We start from the raw sequence: 16,521 nt of genomic DNA on the forward strand, positions 1-16,521 counted from the left end.
GCGTCCGTGGCCGGTCTGCTCAAGGCCGCCGAGAACGGCCAGGTCGACCCGGGCCAGACCATCGTCTGCACGGTCACCGGTAACGGCCTGAAGGACCCCGACTGGGCCGTCGCGGGCGCCCCGCAGCCCGTCACCGTCCCCGTCGACGCGGCCACGGCGGCCGAGCGCCTCGGCCTCGCCTAGTGCCGTGACCGGAAAGGTTTGTCGCGAGCCGGTGAACCTGTCCGGTCACGGCACTAGCCGTCCGGGCAACGGTTCGAAACGGCCAGTGAGTCGCGCGTAGACGCCGTTTCCCGGGGGATAACCCTGACAGGACCCGACAGGGGGTGCACAGGGGGCTTACGACACGCATCGTGCGCCTCCTGTGCGCCCTATGTCGCCACAGAACCCACCTTCGATAGGCTGTACCGAACCCGCCCGCTGCATATGCCCCGCAAGGGTGCGGCGCCGCGCCGTCCTCCGACGGCCGCCGGGTTCCCGCGTACGTCATCGAATGTCATTCGACAATCGCCCATCACGCAGCTCAAGGAGAGTCATCGAGCGATGGCCGGTCCAGCGTTCCGCGCCGCCGCCGTACGGGTGCGCGTCCCCGCCACCAGCGCCAACCTCGGCCCGGGCTTCGACGCCCTCGGCCTGTCGCTGGGGCTCTACGACGACGTGGTCGTCCGGGTGGCCGACTCCGGCCTGCACGTCGACATCGCGGGGGAGGGCAGCGAGACGCTCCCGCGCGACGAGCGGCATCTGCTCGTCCGCTCCCTGCGCACCGCCTTCGACCTGCTGGGCGGCCAGCCGCGGGGCCTGGAGATCGTCTGTGCCAACCGCATCCCGCACGGCCGCGGCCTCGGCTCCTCCTCCGCCGCCATCTGCGCCGGCATCGTCGCCGCCCGCGCCGTGACCATAGGTGGGGAGAACCGGCTCGACGACGCCGCCCTGCTGGAACTCGCCACCGAGATCGAGGGCCACCCCGACAACGTCGCGGCCTGCCTCCTCGGCGGCTTCACGCTCTCCTGGATGGAGGGCGGCTCCGCGCGGGCCATCAGGATGGATCCCGCCGATTCCATCGTTCCGGTGGTTTTCGTCCCCGGGAAGCCCGTGCTCACCGAGACGGCGCGCGGACTGCTCCCGCGCACCGTCCCGCACGTCGACGCCGCCACCAACGCCGGCCGTGCCGCCCTGCTCGTGGAGGCCCTGACCAGGCGTCCCGAGCTGCTGCTGCCCGCCACCGAGGACCGGCTGCACCAGGAGTACCGGGCGCCCGCCATGCCGGAGAGCGCGGCCCTGGTCGAGCGACTGCGGGCCGACGGCGTCCCGGCGGTCATCTCCGGCGCCGGACCCACGGTCCTGGCCCTGGCCGACGAGGCCAGCGCCGACAAGGTGGCCCACCTCGCGGGCGCGGAATGGGCCGCCAACCGGCTGGATCTCGACGCCCGAGGGGCGTGCGTCCTGCCGCTCACCACCACCGTCGCCGAGAACGGCGCCGACAGCGGCGACGCATAGGGGCGTACGGTTGCCGGATTTCGAGAGGGGGAATGTTTGTTGGATCCGGTAGTGTTAACCTCAAGTCTGCACCTGCCCCAGCCATGGCATGGTGCTTATCGTCCCCGTCCGGGACAACCATTCTTCCGGGAGTCTCCCAAGCCGCACTGTGCTTCGTACGTCAAGCTGTACGCCGTACGCAGGCACTGAGCGGTCTGCCGAGCAGGCTCCGGAACCGGCGTGACCGAGCCGCGTGACACAGACACCGAGTGCCACGGCCCCGCAAGCGCCGAATCACCAGCAAATTTTCCTCCGCCGCTTTGGCGGACCACCGCCCCGGCACGGTCCACCCGAACAGGGCCGAAGCCGGACAGCACAACCGGTCGCCGAGCCAGAAGGCCGACGTCCGCTCCAGGGAAGGACCCTTCGTGAGCGACACCACCGATCTGATGGGCGCACGTGTCGAGGAGACCGCTGCCGCGCCCGCCACGGACGCCGCGCCTGCCAGCGGTGCCGGCTCCAGGCGGCGCCGCGGCACCGGCCTCGAGGGCATGGTGCTGGCCGAGCTGCAGCAGGTCGCATCCGGCCTCGGCATCAGGGGCACCGCGCGCATGCGCAAGAGCCAGCTGATCGAGGTCATCAAGGAGGCGCAGGCGGGCGGGGGTGCCGCGGCTCCCAAGGCCGAGGCCGCCACCGAGACCAAGCCCAAGCGCCGGACCACCTCGAAGGCACGCACGGGCGAGGACGCCGCCCCGGCCGAGAAGGCCGCCAAGAAGGCCGAGGCGCCCGCCGAGAAGGTCGACAAGACCGAGAAGGCCGTCGCCCAGCAGCAGATCGAGATCCCCGGCCAGCCGGCCGGCGGGGACGAGGCGCCCACCGAGCGCCGCCGTCGTCGGGCCACCGCCGACGCGGGCAGCCCCGAGACGGTCACCGCCGAGGCGAAGGCCGAGCCCAAGGCCGAGACGCCGGCCCAGCCGCAGGCCGAGGCCAAGGGCGACGCCGCCGACGCCGACGGCCGCCAGGGCCGCCGTGACCGCCGTGAGCGTGGCCGCGACCGTGACCGCGGCGACCGCCGGGGCAAGGGCGACGAGCAGCAGGGCGGCGGTCAGCAGCAGCGCGACCGCGGCCAGCAGCAGGGCCAGCAGCAGAGCGGCGGCCGCCAGGACCGCCAGCGCGACAACGGTCCTCAGGACGACGGCTACGACGATGAGGCGGGCGGCCGCCGTGGCCGTCGCGGCCGCTACCGCGACCGTCGTGGCCGTCGCGGCCGTGACGACATGGGCGCGGCCGAGCCGCAGCTCGCCGAGGACGACGTCCTGATCCCCGTCGCGGGCATCCTGGACATCCTCGACAACTACGCGTTCATCCGCACCTCCGGCTACCTGCCGGGCCCGAACGACGTGTACGTCTCCCTCGCCCAGGTCCGCAAGAACGGCCTGCGCAAGGGCGACCACATCACCGGTGCGGTCCGTCAGCCCAAGGAGGGCGAGCGCCGCGAGAAGTTCAACGCGCTGGTCCGCCTGGACTCCGTCAACGGCATGGCGCCCGAACACGGCCGCGGCCGCCCGGAGTTCAACAAGCTGACGCCGCTGTACCCGCAGGACCGCCTCCGTCTGGAGACGGACCCTGGCGTGCTCACCACCCGCATCATCGACCTCGTGTCGCCGATCGGTAAGGGCCAGCGCGGTCTGATCGTGGCCCCGCCGAAGACCGGCAAGACCATGATCATGCAGGCGATCGCCAACGCGATCACGCACAACAACCCCGAGTGCCACCTGATGGTCGTCCTCGTCGACGAGCGTCCGGAAGAGGTCACCGACATGCAGCGGTCGGTCAAGGGCGAGGTCATCTCCTCGACCTTCGACCGTCCGGCCGAGGACCACACCACGGTCGCCGAGCTCGCCATCGAGCGCGCCAAGCGCCTGGTGGAGCTGGGCCACGACGTCGTCGTGCTGCTCGACTCGATCACGCGTCTGGGCCGTGCGTACAACCTGGCCGCGCCGGCCTCCGGCCGCATCCTGTCCGGTGGTGTCGACTCGACCGCCCTGTACCCGCCGAAGCGCTTCTTCGGTGCGGCCCGCAACATCGAGGACGGCGGCTCGCTGACCATCCTCGCCACCGCCCTGGTGGACACCGGGTCCCGCATGGACGAGGTGATCTTCGAGGAGTTCAAGGGCACCGGCAACATGGAGCTCAAGCTCGACCGGAAGCTCGCCGACAAGCGCATCTTCCCCGCGGTGGACGTGGACGCGTCCGGTACCCGCAAGGAGGAGATCCTGCTCGGCAACGAGGAGCTGGCGGTCGTCTGGAAGCTGCGCCGGGTGCTGCACGCGCTGGACCAGCAGCAGGCCATCGAGCTGTTGCTGGACAAGATGAAGCAGACGAAGTCGAACGTCGAGTTCCTGATGCAGATTCAGAAGACGACGCCGACGCCGGGCAACGGCGACTAGCCGACCGGTAGTCCACGACAGAGCAGAACCGGGGCCACCCTCCTTCGTGAGGGTGGCCCCGGTCTTTGTATGGGACACGTGTACGATCACGGTTCTTCTTCTGTCTTGTTTTGATTCTTGAGTTCTCAGGGGGGACTTGAGTGGCCATACCTATGTCCGGAGCTGTCGCCACCGCGATAGCCGGGGCGCTGCTCCTGTCATCGGCCGGTGCGGCCAACGGAGCCGGCTCGTCGGGGAGCGACGAGCTGGACGTGCGGATCGCGAACGCGATGGCGGCGGACGACACCGTCGGTGAGACGACGGCGAAGCCCTCGCCGTCGACGGACGAGTCGTCGAGCAGCGACGCGGAAGGCCTGAAGCCGGACGCCAAGATCATCGGTGGTTCCGAGACCACCATCGGCGCGGCGCCCTGGATGGCGCAGCTCTGGTACTACGACGAGACCGCGGACTTCGGCTTCTTCTGCGGCGGCTCGGTCGTCTCGCCGACGAAGATCCTCACCGCGGCCCACTGCGTCGACAAGAACCACTACGACTGGGCCAAGTGGGGTTCCGTCGTCACCGGTACGGACCAGCTGCCCACGGCCGTCTACGACAGCGACGGCAACCTGGTGGACATGGACTACCACGGCGGCGAGCCCACGAAGGTGTCCCGCCAGTGGAACCACTCCTCGTACAACGAGGACACGATCAACAACGACGTCGCCGTCCTCACGCTGGCCAAACCGGTCACCGCCAAGCCGATCAGGATGACGACGTCGACCGACACGTCCTCGTACGCGGCGGGCACCAGCGCGAAGGTCTACGGCTGGGGTCGTACCAGCTCCACCAGCGACGACATCTCGGAGAAGCTGAAGACGGCGACGCTGCCCGTGGTCAGTGACACGACCTGCGGGAACACCTGGGACCCCTACTTCGTCAAGGGGAACATGTTCTGCGCGGGCAAGCCCGCCGGCGGCTCCGACGCCACCACCACCGCCAGCTGCAACGGCGACTCCGGAGGCCCGCTCGTCGTGGGCGGCAAGATCATCGGTGTCGTCTCGTGGGGCGTCGTGGACTGCGTGGCGAAGGGCGCGTACCCGGTCTTCGCGAAGGTCAGCAAGTACGTGGGCGCCGCCTACCCGCGCGTCGACGACACCGACATCAGCCGGGACGGCAAGGCCGACGTCTTCCTGCGCAACAAGGAGACCGGCTCGGGCTACGTCCGCGCCTCCTCCGGCTCCAGCCTCGCCGACCGCAAGGCGCTGACCGCCGAGGGCAGCTGGACGGGCTACAACCTGGTCCAGCAGACCGACCTGAACCGGGACGGCTACCAGGACTACGTCCTGCGCCGCGCCTCCGACGGCGATGTCTTCTGGCGGCGGCGCACGGCGTCGTCGAGCACCTGGACGACCACGCAGATCTTCGACAACTGGGCGACCCGGACCCGGATCATCACCCCCGGCGACGTCACCGGCGACGCCCTGCCCGACCTGCTCTCGGTCGACTCGGCGGGCGCCCTGTGGATCTACCCGGGCAAGGGCAACGGCACCTTCGACACCCGCGTCCAGGTGAGCACGGGCTGGAACACGTACAACGCGGTGCTCGGTCACGGCGACTTCACCGGTGACGGCAAGGCCGACCTGATCGCACGCACCAAGACCGGCTCGAACATCTACCTGTTCAAGGGCACCGGCAAGGCCGGTACGGGCGCCTTCGCCACCAAGATCAAGGTCCGCTCCGACTGGAGCTCGTACAACACGCTCATCACTCCCGGTGACGTGAGCGGCGACGGTCGCGCGGACCTGCTGGCCCGCACCAGCGGCGGCACGCTGTACCTCTACAAGGGCACCTCGAAGGCCACGACCGAGATCTTCGGCACACGGGTCTCCGTCGGAACCAGCTACGCCCAGTACGACCTGCTCGGCTGAAACACCAGGTGAGCCCGGTCCCACCGGGCTCATCCGGCACACCCGGTGCCCATCGCTCTTTGCGCGATGGGCACCGTTCGTTGTGCAACCCTTTCCCGAATTACTCCGTCTGACCGATCGGAGTGACCATGAGCGGTACGGCCACATCCGACCCAAGCAGGCCTGGGCCTGAGCGCAGGGGGTAACCGACCGGGAAAGAGGACGAGGAGCGCATGTCCGCCGAGAGCACACTGGATCCCGCCACACAGGACGCGTCCGGCACCGCCGGCCGCCATCGCGCGCCCAAGGGCCGCCGCCGCACACCGCGCGACGGACACAGCAGGGCGGCGCTCGCCGTCCTCTGGACCGCCGCCGGCGTCCTGGTTCTGGGCGGCACCGGAGTCGGCTACCTGTACTTCAAGCTCAACGGCAACATCAAGAGCGTCGACATCAACCAGGCCCTCGGCACCGACCGGCCCCTCGACGTCGACAACGGCTCCCAGGACATCCTGGTCCTCGGCTCCGACACCCGCTCCGGCAGCAACAAGAAGCTGGGCGGCGGCGTCGACGACGGCAGCGCCCGCTCCGACACCGCGATGATCGTGCACGTCTACCAGGGCCACAAGAAGGCCAGCGTGGTCTCCATACCCCGGGACACCCTGGTGGAGCGGCCCGAGTGCACCGACACGCACGGCAAGACGTACCCGGCGGCGCGGCTGGCGATGTTCAACTCGGCGTACTCCACCGGTGGCGCCGCGTGCGCGGTGAAGACAGTCGAGTCCATGACCGGCATCCGCATGGATCACTACATCGAGGTCGACTTCGCGGGCTTCGAGAAGCTCATCAACGTCCTCGGCGGGGTCGACATCACCACGACCAAGGACATCAAGGACCCCGACAGCCATCTGAACCTCAAGGCCGGCGAGCACACCCTCACCGGCAAGCAGGCCCTCGGACTGGTCCGCACCCGGCACGGCGTCGGCGACGGCTCCGACCTCGGCCGCATCCAGCTCCAGCAGGCGTTCATCAAGGCGCTCCTGGAGCAGGTCAAGGAGGTCGGCGTCTTCAGCAACCCGAAGAAGCTCTACGACCTCGCCGACACCGCCACGGACGCCGTCACCACCGACTCCGACCTCGACGACGTCAAGGACCTGGCCTCCTTCGCGGGCGGCCTCAAGGGCATCGGCGCCAAGAACATGACCATGGTCACCATGCCGGTCCAGTACGACCCCGCCGACCCCAACCGCGTCCTGGTCGACGAGGCGAAGTCGAAGCGGGTGTGGGCCGCCCTGAAGGCCGACAAGCCCATCCCGAAGTCGGCGACGAAGGGCACGGCGACGGGAACGGCGGGAGACGTCGTCACCGCCGGGCACTGAAGGGGCGCGGGGAACCGCGCGACCGGCCCCCACGGCCCCGCAGCCGCCCACGGCGATCACGAGGCACCCCCACGGGCGCACACTCCCACACAGCAGACACCCCCGGGAATACATGGCCGCACCCCCTGGTTTTGGGAGATGCGGCCAGTCCTGGCAGACTGGTACGTCGGCTCCGGTTCACGCTCTCGCATCCCGCGGCAGCGACCCGGCGCCCTCCCGAAACTAGGAGACACCTTGAAGCGCGACATCCACCCCCAGTACGTCGAGACGCAGGTCAGCTGCACCTGTGGCGCGTCGTTCACCACCCGTAGCACGATCGAGAGCGGCACCATCCGTGCCGAGGTCTGCTCCGAGTGCCACCCGTTCTACACGGGCAAGCAGAAGATCCTCGACACCGGTGGCCGCGTGGCCCGCTTCGAGGCCCGCTTCGGCAAGGCTGCCGCTGCCAAGAAGTAGCGAGCCCACAGCGCCGGTCCTAGGTGCCCCCCGTCCGGGGGCTTCCGGGGACCGGCGCTTTGCGGTGCAGCCCACTTATCACGTCGTACAGGGAGCCGGAGATGTTCGAGGCGGTCCAGGAACTGGTCGGGGAACACGCCGACCTGGAGAAGAAGCTCGCCGACCCGTCGGTCCACGCCGACCAGGCCAACGCGCGCAAGCTGAACAAGCGGTACGCGGAGCTGACCCCGATCGTCGGCACGTACCGCTCCTGGAGGCAGACCGGTGACGACATCGAGACGGCCCGCGAGTTCGCCGCGGACGACCCGGACTTCGCCGCCGAGGTCAAGGAGCTGGAGAAGCAGCGCGAGGAGCTGACGGAGAAGCTGCGCCTCCTGCTCGTCCCGCGCGACCCCAGCGACGACAAGGACGTCATCCTGGAGATCAAGGCCGGCGCCGGCGGCGACGAGTCCGCCCTGTTCGCCGGTGACCTCCTGCGCATGTACCTGCGGTACGCCGAGCGCGTCGGCTGGAAGACCGAGATCATCGACGCCACCGAGTCCGAGCTGGGCGGCTACAAGGACGTCCAGGTCGCCGTGAAGACCAAGGGCGGCCAGGGCGCCACCGAGCCCGGCCAGGGCGTCTGGGCCCGGCTGAAGTACGAGGGCGGTGTGCACCGCGTCCAGCGCGTCCCCGCCACCGAGTCCCAGGGCCGTATCCACACCTCCGCCGCCGGTGTCCTCGTGACCCCGGAGGCCGAGGAGATCGACGTCGAGATCAACCCGAACGACCTCCGCATCGACGTCTACCGGTCCTCCGGGCCCGGCGGGCAGTCCGTCAACACCACCGACTCCGCCGTGCGCATCACGCACATTCCCACCGGAGTCGTCGCCTCCTGCCAGAACGAGAAGAGCCAGCTGCAGAACAAGGAGCAGGCGATGCGTATCCTGCGCTCCAGGCTGCTCGCCGCGGCACAGGAGGAGGCGGAGAAGGAGGCCGCCGACGCCCGCCGCAGCCAGGTCCGCACCGTCGACCGCTCCGAGAAGATCCGCACGTACAACTTCCCGGAGAACCGCATCTCGGACCACCGCGTCGGCTTCAAGGCGTACAACCTGGACCAGGTCCTGGACGGCGACCTCGACGCGGTGATCCAGGCATGCGTCGACGCGGACTCGGCAGCGAAGCTGGCAGCCGCGTAGGCCCGTACGAGTACGACGAGCACGACCGGAGGACTTGCGTGCAGCATCATCTTGGGGGGCGACCCCCAAACCCCCGCGGCGTGCTGCTCGCGGAAGTGGCCCAGGCCACCCAGCGCCTGGCCGACGCCGGCGTGCCCTCGCCGCGCAACGACGCGGAGGAACTCGCCGCGTTCGTGCACGGCGTGAAGCGGGGCGAGCTGCACACCGTCAAGGACTCCGACTTCGACGCCCGGTACTGGGAGGTCATCGCGCGGCGCGAGCAGCGTGAGCCGCTCCAGCACATCACCGGACGCGCCTACTTCCGCTACCTCGAACTGCAGGTGGGCCCAGGGGTGTTCGTGCCCCGCCCGGAGACCGAGTCCGTCGTCGGGTGGGCCATAGACGCCGTCCGCGCGATGGACGTCGTCGAGCCCTGCATCGTCGACCTGTGCACCGGCTCGGGCGCCATCGCGCTCGCCCTCGCCCAGGAGGTGCCGCGCTCCCGCGTGCACGCCGTGGAGCTGTCCGAGGACGCCCTCGTGTGGACCCGCAAGAACGTGGCGGGCTCCCGGGTCGACCTGCGCCAGGGCAACGCCCTCGACGCCTTCCGCGACCTCGACGGCCAGGTCGACCTGGTCATCTCCAACCCGCCGTACATCCCGCTCACCGAGTGGGAGTACGTGGCACCGGAGGCCCGCGACTACGATCCCGAACTCGCCCTGTTCTCGGGGGAGGACGGCCTGGATCTGATCCGCGGCCTCGAACGCACCGCGCACCGGCTGCTGCGCCCCGGAGGTGTCGTCGTCGTCGAGCACGCCGACACCCAGGGCGGCCAGGTGCCGTGGATCTTCACCGAGGAACGGGGCTGGGCCGACGCGGCCGACCACCCGGACCTCAACAACCGGCCGCGGTTCGCGACCGCCCGCAAGGCGCTGCCCTGATGAGCACGCCCCCCACCACCCCCCAGCAGTACGTGTACGAGGAGGCCCGCTAGATGGCACGGCGATACGACACCAACGACGCGACCGACCGCGCCACCGGTCTGCGTGAGGCCGCGTCCGCCGTCCGCCGGGGCGAGCTCGTGGTGCTGCCCACGGACACCGTCTACGGCATCGGCGCCGACGCCTTCACCTCGGAGGCCGTCGCCGACCTGCTGGAGGCCAAGGGCCGGGGCCGCAACATGCCCACCCCCGTCCTCATCGGCTCCCCGAACACCCTGCACGGCCTCGTGACCGACTTCTCCGAGATGGCCTGGGAGCTCGTCGACGCCTTCTGGCCGGGCGCGCTCACCCTCGTCGCCAAGCACCAGCCGTCGCTCCAGTGGGACCTCGGCGACACCCGCGGCACGGTCGCCGTCCGGATGCCGCTGCACCCCGTCGCCATCGAGCTGCTCACCGAGGTCGGCCCCATGGCCGTCTCCTCGGCGAACCTGACCGGCCACCCGGCGCCGGAGAACTGTGACGCCGCCGAGGCGATGCTGGGCGACTCCGTCTCCGTCTACCTCGACGGCGGCCCCACCCCCGGGAACGTGCCGTCGTCCATCGTCGACGTCACGGGCAAGGTGCCGGTGCTGCTGCGTGCGGGCGCCCTGTCGGCGGAGGAGCTGCGCAAGGTCGTACCCGACCTCGAGGTGGCGAATTGACGGCCCCTGACGCGGGGCGTGGCATATGGGACGGGGAAGAGACACGGACCTTCACGGGTCTGCCGCGTGACACCTTCCGCATCCTCCACGTCAGCACCGGCAACGTGTGCCGCTCGCCGATCACCGAGCGGCTGACCCGCCATGCCCTGGCGGACCGGCTCGGGGACCCGCTGGGCGGCGGACTGATCGTCGAGAGCGCCGGGACCTGGGGACACGAGGGCGCGCCCATGGAGGCCAACGCGGAGGCCGTCCTCGCCGACTTCGGCGCGGACGCCTCCGGCTTCACCGGGCGGGAACTGCTGGACGAGCATGTGATCATGGCGGACCTCGTGCTGACCGCCACCCGCGACCACCGGGCCCAGGTCATCTCGATGGGCCACTCGGCGGGACTGCGCACCTTCACCCTGAAGGAGTTCACCCGCCTCGTCCGGGCGATAGACCCGGCCACCCTGCCGCCGCTGGAGGAGGGCATGGTCGTACGGGCCCGTGCGCTGGTGCGTGCCGCCGCCGCTCTACGCGGGTGGCTCCTCGCCCCCACGGCCGACGCGGACGAGGTCCATGACCCGTACGGCGCCCCGCTGCCGTTCTTCCGCTCGGTGGGCGACGAGATACACCAGGCGCTGGATCCGGTGGTGACCGCGCTGACGGGGGTGCCCGCCCGGGCGTAAGCGGGGGACGACACCGGGCGTCCCCGGACACACGGGCCTACATTGGTCGTACGTCATCACGGCGAGTGAGCCGAAGGGGCGCGTCGGTGTCGAGAGGTCGAGCGCGCGGAGGCCCGAAGGGCTGAGCACGGTCGAGCTCTCGACGGCGACTTGAGCGCCCCGGAGGTGAGCCGCCGAAAAACACGTCGCCCGGAGCCCACCATGTCGGTCACCCCTGTCCTCGAGGCCGATGTCCTGCGACGGCAGGACCCCGAACTGGCCGACATCCTCCTCGGCGAGCTCGACCGGCAGTCGACGACGCTCCAGCTCGTCGCCGCCGAGAACTTCACCTCGCCCGCGGTGCTCGCGGCCCTCGGGTCGCCGCTGGCCAACAAGTACGCGGAGGGCTACCCGGGCACCCGCTACCACGGGGGCTGCGAGATGGTCGACGTCGCCGAGCGGCTCGCCGTGGAGCGGGCCAAGGCGCTGTTCGGCGCCGAACACGCCAACGTCCAGGCCCACTCGGGCTCCTCGGCCGTCCTGGCGGCCTACGCGGCCCTCCTGCGCCCAGGTGACACCGTGCTGGCGATGGGCCTGCACTTCGGCGGCCACCTCACCCACGGGTCGCCGGCGAACTTCTCCGGCCGCTGGTTCGACTTCGTCGGCTACGGCGTCGAGGCCGAGTCGGGCCTCATCGACCGCGAACAGGTGCGCACCCTCGCCCGTACGCGCCGCCCCAAGGCCATCGTGTGCGGCTCGATCTCCTACCCCCGTCATCTCGACTACGCGTTCTTCCGCGAGGTCGCCGACGAGGTCGGGGCCTTCCTGATCGCCGACGCCGCCCACCCCATCGGGCTGGTGGCCGGGGGAGCGGCGCCCAATCCGGTGCCGTACGCGGACATCGTGTGCGCCACCACACACAAGGTGCTGCGGGGGCCGCGCGGCGGGATGCTGCTGTGCGGGAGCGAGCTGGCCGAGCGGGTGGACCGGGCGGTGTTCCCCTTCACCCAGGGCGGGGCACAGATGCACTCCATCGCCGCGAAGGCCGTCGCGTTCGGGGAGGCGGCAACACCGGCGTTCACCGGGTACGCCCATCAGGTGGTCGCCAACGCCCGCGTCCTGGCCGAGGGCCTCGCCCGCGAGGGGCTCGTCGTGGTGACCGGCGGCACGGACACCCATCTCCTCGCCGTCGATCCCGCGCCGCTCGGGGTCGACGGCCGCACCGCCCGCGGCCGGCTCGCGGCGGCCGGGATCGTGCTGGACTGCTGTGCGCTGCCGCACGGCGACGCCCGTGGCCTGCGGCTCGGCACGGCGGCGCTGACCACGCAGGGCATGCGCGAGGCGGAGATGACACACCTCGCCGGGCTCTTCACACGGGCGCTCAGGGACGGCGGCGACGGCAAGCGGACGCGTGAAGAAGTACGGGACCTGGCCGGAAGATTTCCGCCGTATCCGCGCTGAGGTGGGGTAGACGCACCACGTCGCACAGCATCACGTGCAACCATCGTCGCTACCCGGAAGTCCCCAACCATATGCATGCATCGCTAGGGTGTGGGGCTGAGATGGCCAGCGAGACCTGTGGGGAAGCCCGTGCGTGAATACCTCCTGACGCTCTGCATCACGGCCGCGGTGACGTACCTGCTGACAGGGCCGGTGCGGAAATTCGCGATCGTGGCCGGAGCCATGCCGGAGATCCGTGCGCGCGACGTCCACCGTGAGCCGACGCCCCGCCTCGGCGGCATCGCGATGTTCTTCGGCCTGTGCGCCGGTCTGCTGGTCGCCGACCACCTGACCAACCTCAGCGAGGTCTTCGCCGACTCCAACGAACCGCGGGCGCTGCTGTCCGGGGCCGCGCTGATCTGGCTGATCGGCGTGCTGGACGACAAGTTCGAGATCGACGCGCTGATCAAGCTGGGCGGACAGATGATCGCCGCGGGCGTGATGGTCATGCAGGGTCTGACGATCCTGTGGCTGCCCGTGCCGGGCGTCGGAATCGTCGCGCTGACCCAGTGGCAGGGGACCCTGCTCACGGTCGCCCTCGTCGTCATCACGATCAACGCGGTGAACTTCGTCGACGGCCTCGACGGTCTCGCGGCCGGCATGGTCTGCATCGCCTCGGGCGCGTTCTTCATGTACGCCTACCGCCTCTGGTACAGCTACGGTATCGAGGCCGCCGCCCCCGCCACCCTGTTCGCGACCGTCCTGATGGGCATGTGCCTGGGCTTCCTGCCGCACAACATGCACCCCGCGCGGATCTTCATGGGCGACTCCGGCTCGATGCTGATCGGCCTGGTGCTGGCCGCCGGCGCGATCTCGGTCACGGGGCAGGTCGACCCGGACGTGATGAACCTGTACGGCTCGGAGCGCAGCACGGTCTACCAGATGGTGCCGGTCTACATCCCACTGCTGATGCCACTGACCATCATCGCGATCCCGGCGGCGGACCTGATTCTCGCCATCGTGCGCCGCACCTGGCGCGGTCAGTCGCCGTTCGCCGCCGACCGGGGCCATCTGCACCACCGGCTGCTGGAGATCGGACACTCCCACAGCCGGGCCGTGCTGATCATGTACTTCTGGTCCGCGGTCATCGCCTTCGGTGCCCTCGCCTACACGGTGAACTCGGCGTCCATGTGGATCGTCCTGGGCATCGCCGCCCTCAGCGGCGTCGGCCTCTTCCTCCTGCTGCTGCCCCGCTTCACGCCCCGCGCCCCCCGCTGGGCCGAGTCCTTCGTCCCGCCCCGCTACCGCCGCCGTCGCGCCGCCGCGCAGACCACCGCGGAACCCGTCGAGGCGGTCACCGACTGGACGCCGTCCCTCAACGGGGCGACGGCGATCGGCGACCGGACCAAGGACGAGGAGCCGAGCCCGGCAGGCGCGCGGCGCTGACGCCGTCCTCGGCGCGCATGGTCCTGAGGGCGCAGGGACCTCAAGGGCAGGGTCCTCAAGGGCAGGGACCTCAAGTACAGGTCACCTAAGGACAATTGAGCACGCTCCAGCCCCCTGGAAAGGTCTTGGCCGACAGCGCGGGGGCTGTCCGCCGGAGACATGGCCGTGCGGGTCCGACGCCCCCGTGACCCGACCATTCATGGGGGACGCATGCGCAAGTCCATCGCCACCACGCTCGTCGTCATGGCGCTCGGTGGTTCGCTCGGCCTGACGGCGACGCAGGCCTCGGCCGCTCCCGCCACCAAGGTCCTGCCGTTCAACTTCAACACCAACGAGGTGCAGAAGGTCGAGGACGACGCCAAGTTCAAGACGACGGCGGCCGGCAAGGTCCAGTTCACGATCACGAAGAAGACCTACGACCACGGCATCGGCATCCGCCTCATCACCTGTGGCAAGGACTGGAAGTCGCTGACGGGCTGGAAGGAATTCAAGAAGAAGAAGGGCGACTACTACACCTTCGACAAGAGCCTGAAGAAGAACCAGTGCTTCAGGATCCAGGCGGGTCGCAGCTGGGCCGGCTACATCGACGGCAAGCTCAAGGGCAAGATCAAGAAGGCCTGACCCCACACTCGCCGGAGTGACTCCAGCGGCCGGGGGCCGTGTGCGCAAGCCGCACACGGCCCCCGGCCGTTCTGCTGTTCTGCCGTCTCCCGTGAGGCTCAAGGGAGGGACGTCCCGCTGACGCCAAGGTAAGAATCTGACTAAGCCTTTGCCGATGGCATGCAAGAACCTGGGAGGGCAAACCGTCCTTATACCAGACAAGTCGGCGCTGATTTTGCACAGACGGGCGCCTTCACCCTCATGTGTGACGCCGTGCACACCATTCAGGTAAAGACCTCATCAAATAGTTTGTGATACGGTTCACGAGAACCCCGGATGGAGCCGAAGGACCGCAGTGCGACGGTCCAGCGGCGTGAGAATTCCGCTCGCCCCCGGGGACTACGCTCGTCCATGACGACACCTGCCCCCTTAGTAAGCGGAGTTGCCGCCATGCCGTCCAATGACGCCCGGATCCTCCTTCAGGCCGCCGTGCCCACGGCTGCCGCCGGCGCGATCGCCGCAGTCATCAGCGGTGTGGTCGTCGGGGGCAAGGGGGCGGTCGGTGCCATTGTCGCCGCGGTGATCACGATCCTCTTCATGGGAATCGGGCTCTACGTTCTGCAGCGCACTGCCAAATCGCTTCCTCACCTGTTCCAGGCGATGGGCCTGATGCTCTACGCGGCACAAATTCTGCTGCTGTTCATCTTCCTGGCCGCGTTCAAGAACACCACGCTCTTCCACCCTCGCGCCTTCGCGTTCACGCTGGTCGGCACCACCCTTGTGTGGATCGCCGCCCAGACCCGTGCACACATGAAGGCCAAGATCCTGTACGTCGAACCCGACTCCTCGACCGACACGAAGGCCGAAAAGTCGGGGCATTCGTCGTGAGGGGTAGGGCCGGGATAAGCGACCGCAGGAGATCCTGCTATCGTCCGGTGCCAACTGCGGCATCGCGGGCGCGGGCGATCGAGCTGACGCCTGCCCTAGTGCGAGGCTCGATGCCCCACAGCCGCCCCCACATCCGTAACACCAGTCCAGTGCCGACCCGCGGCTGCGCGCCGCGCCGACACAACGAGGTTGCCGTACCCATGCGCCACGCTGAAGGAGCCCGCGGTGAGTGCTGACCCGACGCAGGTGCTCGCCTTCGAGACCGACTGCCACATCTTCGACGGCTGTGGCTTCCCGGCTCCCGGCCTGCACTCGTTCCTGTTCGAGCCGATCATCGGGCACCAGGACGACGCGATCTACTTCAACAAGACGATGCTGCTGGCGCTGCTCGGCTCGATCATCGTCATCGGCTTCTTCTGGGCCGCCTTCCGCAAGCCGAAGGTTGTCCCGGGCAAGCTGCAGATGGTCGCCGAGGCCGGCTACGACTTCATCCGCCGCGGGATCGTGTACGAGACGATCGGTAAGAAGGAGGGCGAGAAGTATGTCCCGCTGATCGTCTCCCTCTTCTTCTTCATCTGGATGATGAACCTCTGGTCGATCGTCCCGGTCGCCCAGTTCCCGGTCACCGCGATCATCTCCTACCCGGCGGTGCTCGCAGCGATCGTCTACATCCTCTGGGTCTCCCTGACGTTCAAGCGGCACGGCTTCGTCGGCGCTTTCAAGAACTTCACGGGCTACAACAAGGAACTCGGCCCGGTTCTGCCGCTGGCAATGCTCATCGAGTTCTTCTCGAATCTGCTGGTCCGGCCCTTCACGCACGCGGTGCGACTCTTTGCGAACATGTTCGCCGGTCACACGCTGCTGCTCCTCTTCACGATCGCCAGCTGGTACCTGCTCAACGGCATCGGGATCGCCTACGCGGGTGTCTCGTTCATCATGGTCATCGTGATGACGGCCTTCGAGCTCTTCGTACAGGCCCTTCAGGCGTACGTCTTCGTGCTCCTGACCTGCACCTTCATCCAGGGTGCGCTCGCCGAGCACCACTGAGCGCCCACCT

14 protein-coding genes and 1 pseudogene are annotated in these 16,521 nt (G+C 69.2%); all 15 read left to right on the forward strand.

From position 1 onward, the window contains the following. Positions 1–183 (forward strand): annotated as a pseudogene (locus M8J73_RS32635) (threonine synthase); the annotation flags it as partial. Between the two features lie 360 nt (positions 184–543). Beyond that, on the forward strand, positions 544–1,497 hold the full coding sequence (gene thrB, locus M8J73_RS32640; RefSeq protein WP_055538228.1) for a homoserine kinase: 954 nt from the start codon (positions 544–546) through the stop codon (positions 1,495–1,497). Positions 1,498–1,904: 407 nt separating this feature from the next. Further along, positions 1,905–3,926, forward strand: coding sequence for a transcription termination factor Rho (rho, locus tag M8J73_RS32645; RefSeq protein WP_055538227.1), 2,022 nt, complete (start codon positions 1,905–1,907; stop codon positions 3,924–3,926). Between the two features lie 152 nt (positions 3,927–4,078). Next, complete coding sequence (locus M8J73_RS32650; RefSeq protein WP_107423947.1) at positions 4,079–5,833, forward strand: trypsin-like serine protease; 1,755 nt, start codon at positions 4,079–4,081, stop codon at positions 5,831–5,833. A 212-nt stretch (positions 5,834–6,045) separates the two neighbouring features. After that, positions 6,046–7,188, forward strand: a complete 1,143-nt coding sequence (locus tag M8J73_RS32655; RefSeq protein WP_055538226.1) for an LCP family protein — start codon at positions 6,046–6,048, stop codon at positions 7,186–7,188. Positions 7,189–7,422: 234 nt separating this feature from the next. After that, positions 7,423–7,644: a 50S ribosomal protein L31 gene (gene rpmE, locus M8J73_RS32660; protein ID WP_055514850.1), complete on the forward strand. Its 222-nt coding sequence runs from the start codon at positions 7,423–7,425 to the stop codon at positions 7,642–7,644. A gap of 101 nt (positions 7,645–7,745) precedes the next feature. Then, entirely contained in the window at positions 7,746–8,822 is a 1,077-nt protein-coding gene (gene prfA, locus M8J73_RS32665; RefSeq protein ID WP_055538225.1) for a peptide chain release factor 1, read from the forward strand. A gap of 80 nt (positions 8,823–8,902) precedes the next feature. After that, on the forward strand, positions 8,903–9,742 hold the full coding sequence (gene prmC / locus M8J73_RS32670; RefSeq protein ID WP_055514846.1) for a peptide chain release factor N(5)-glutamine methyltransferase: 840 nt from the start codon (positions 8,903–8,905) through the stop codon (positions 9,740–9,742). Positions 9,743–9,795: 53 nt separating this feature from the next. After that, a complete protein-coding gene (locus M8J73_RS32675; RefSeq protein ID WP_055514844.1) occupies positions 9,796–10,443 on the forward strand; it encodes an L-threonylcarbamoyladenylate synthase in 648 nt (215 codons plus the stop codon). Further along, on the forward strand, positions 10,440–11,111 hold the full coding sequence (locus M8J73_RS32680; RefSeq protein ID WP_055514842.1) for an arsenate reductase/protein-tyrosine-phosphatase family protein: 672 nt from the start codon (positions 10,440–10,442) through the stop codon (positions 11,109–11,111). Before M8J73_RS32675 ends, M8J73_RS32680 begins: the two co-directional genes overlap by 4 nt. 201 nt (positions 11,112–11,312) lie before the next feature. Next, positions 11,313–12,551, forward strand: coding sequence for a serine hydroxymethyltransferase (gene glyA / locus M8J73_RS32685; protein WP_055538224.1), 1,239 nt, complete (start codon positions 11,313–11,315; stop codon positions 12,549–12,551). Positions 12,552–12,680: 129 nt separating this feature from the next. Further along, the gene (locus tag M8J73_RS32690; protein WP_055538223.1) at positions 12,681–13,976 is read left to right on the forward strand and encodes an MraY family glycosyltransferase; all 1,296 of its coding nucleotides are present in this window, start codon (positions 12,681–12,683) and stop codon (positions 13,974–13,976) included. 210 nt (positions 13,977–14,186) lie between these two features. Beyond that, on the forward strand, positions 14,187–14,597 hold the full coding sequence (locus tag M8J73_RS32695; protein ID WP_055538222.1) for a hypothetical protein: 411 nt from the start codon (positions 14,187–14,189) through the stop codon (positions 14,595–14,597). Between the two features lie 429 nt (positions 14,598–15,026). Beyond that, a complete protein-coding gene (locus M8J73_RS32700; RefSeq protein ID WP_055538221.1) occupies positions 15,027–15,464 on the forward strand; it encodes a Cg1360 family ATP-synthase-associated protein in 438 nt (145 codons plus the stop codon). A gap of 225 nt (positions 15,465–15,689) precedes the next feature. Then, positions 15,690–16,511 (forward strand): F0F1 ATP synthase subunit A, encoded by an 822-nt coding sequence (atpB, locus tag M8J73_RS32705; RefSeq protein ID WP_079054769.1) that lies wholly within the window; start codon positions 15,690–15,692, stop codon positions 16,509–16,511. Positions 16,512–16,521 lie beyond the last annotated feature (10 nt).

It is taken from the genome of Streptomyces neyagawaensis (assembly GCF_023516595.1).
Taxonomy (GTDB): domain Bacteria; phylum Actinomycetota; class Actinomycetes; order Streptomycetales; family Streptomycetaceae; genus Streptomyces; species Streptomyces neyagawaensis.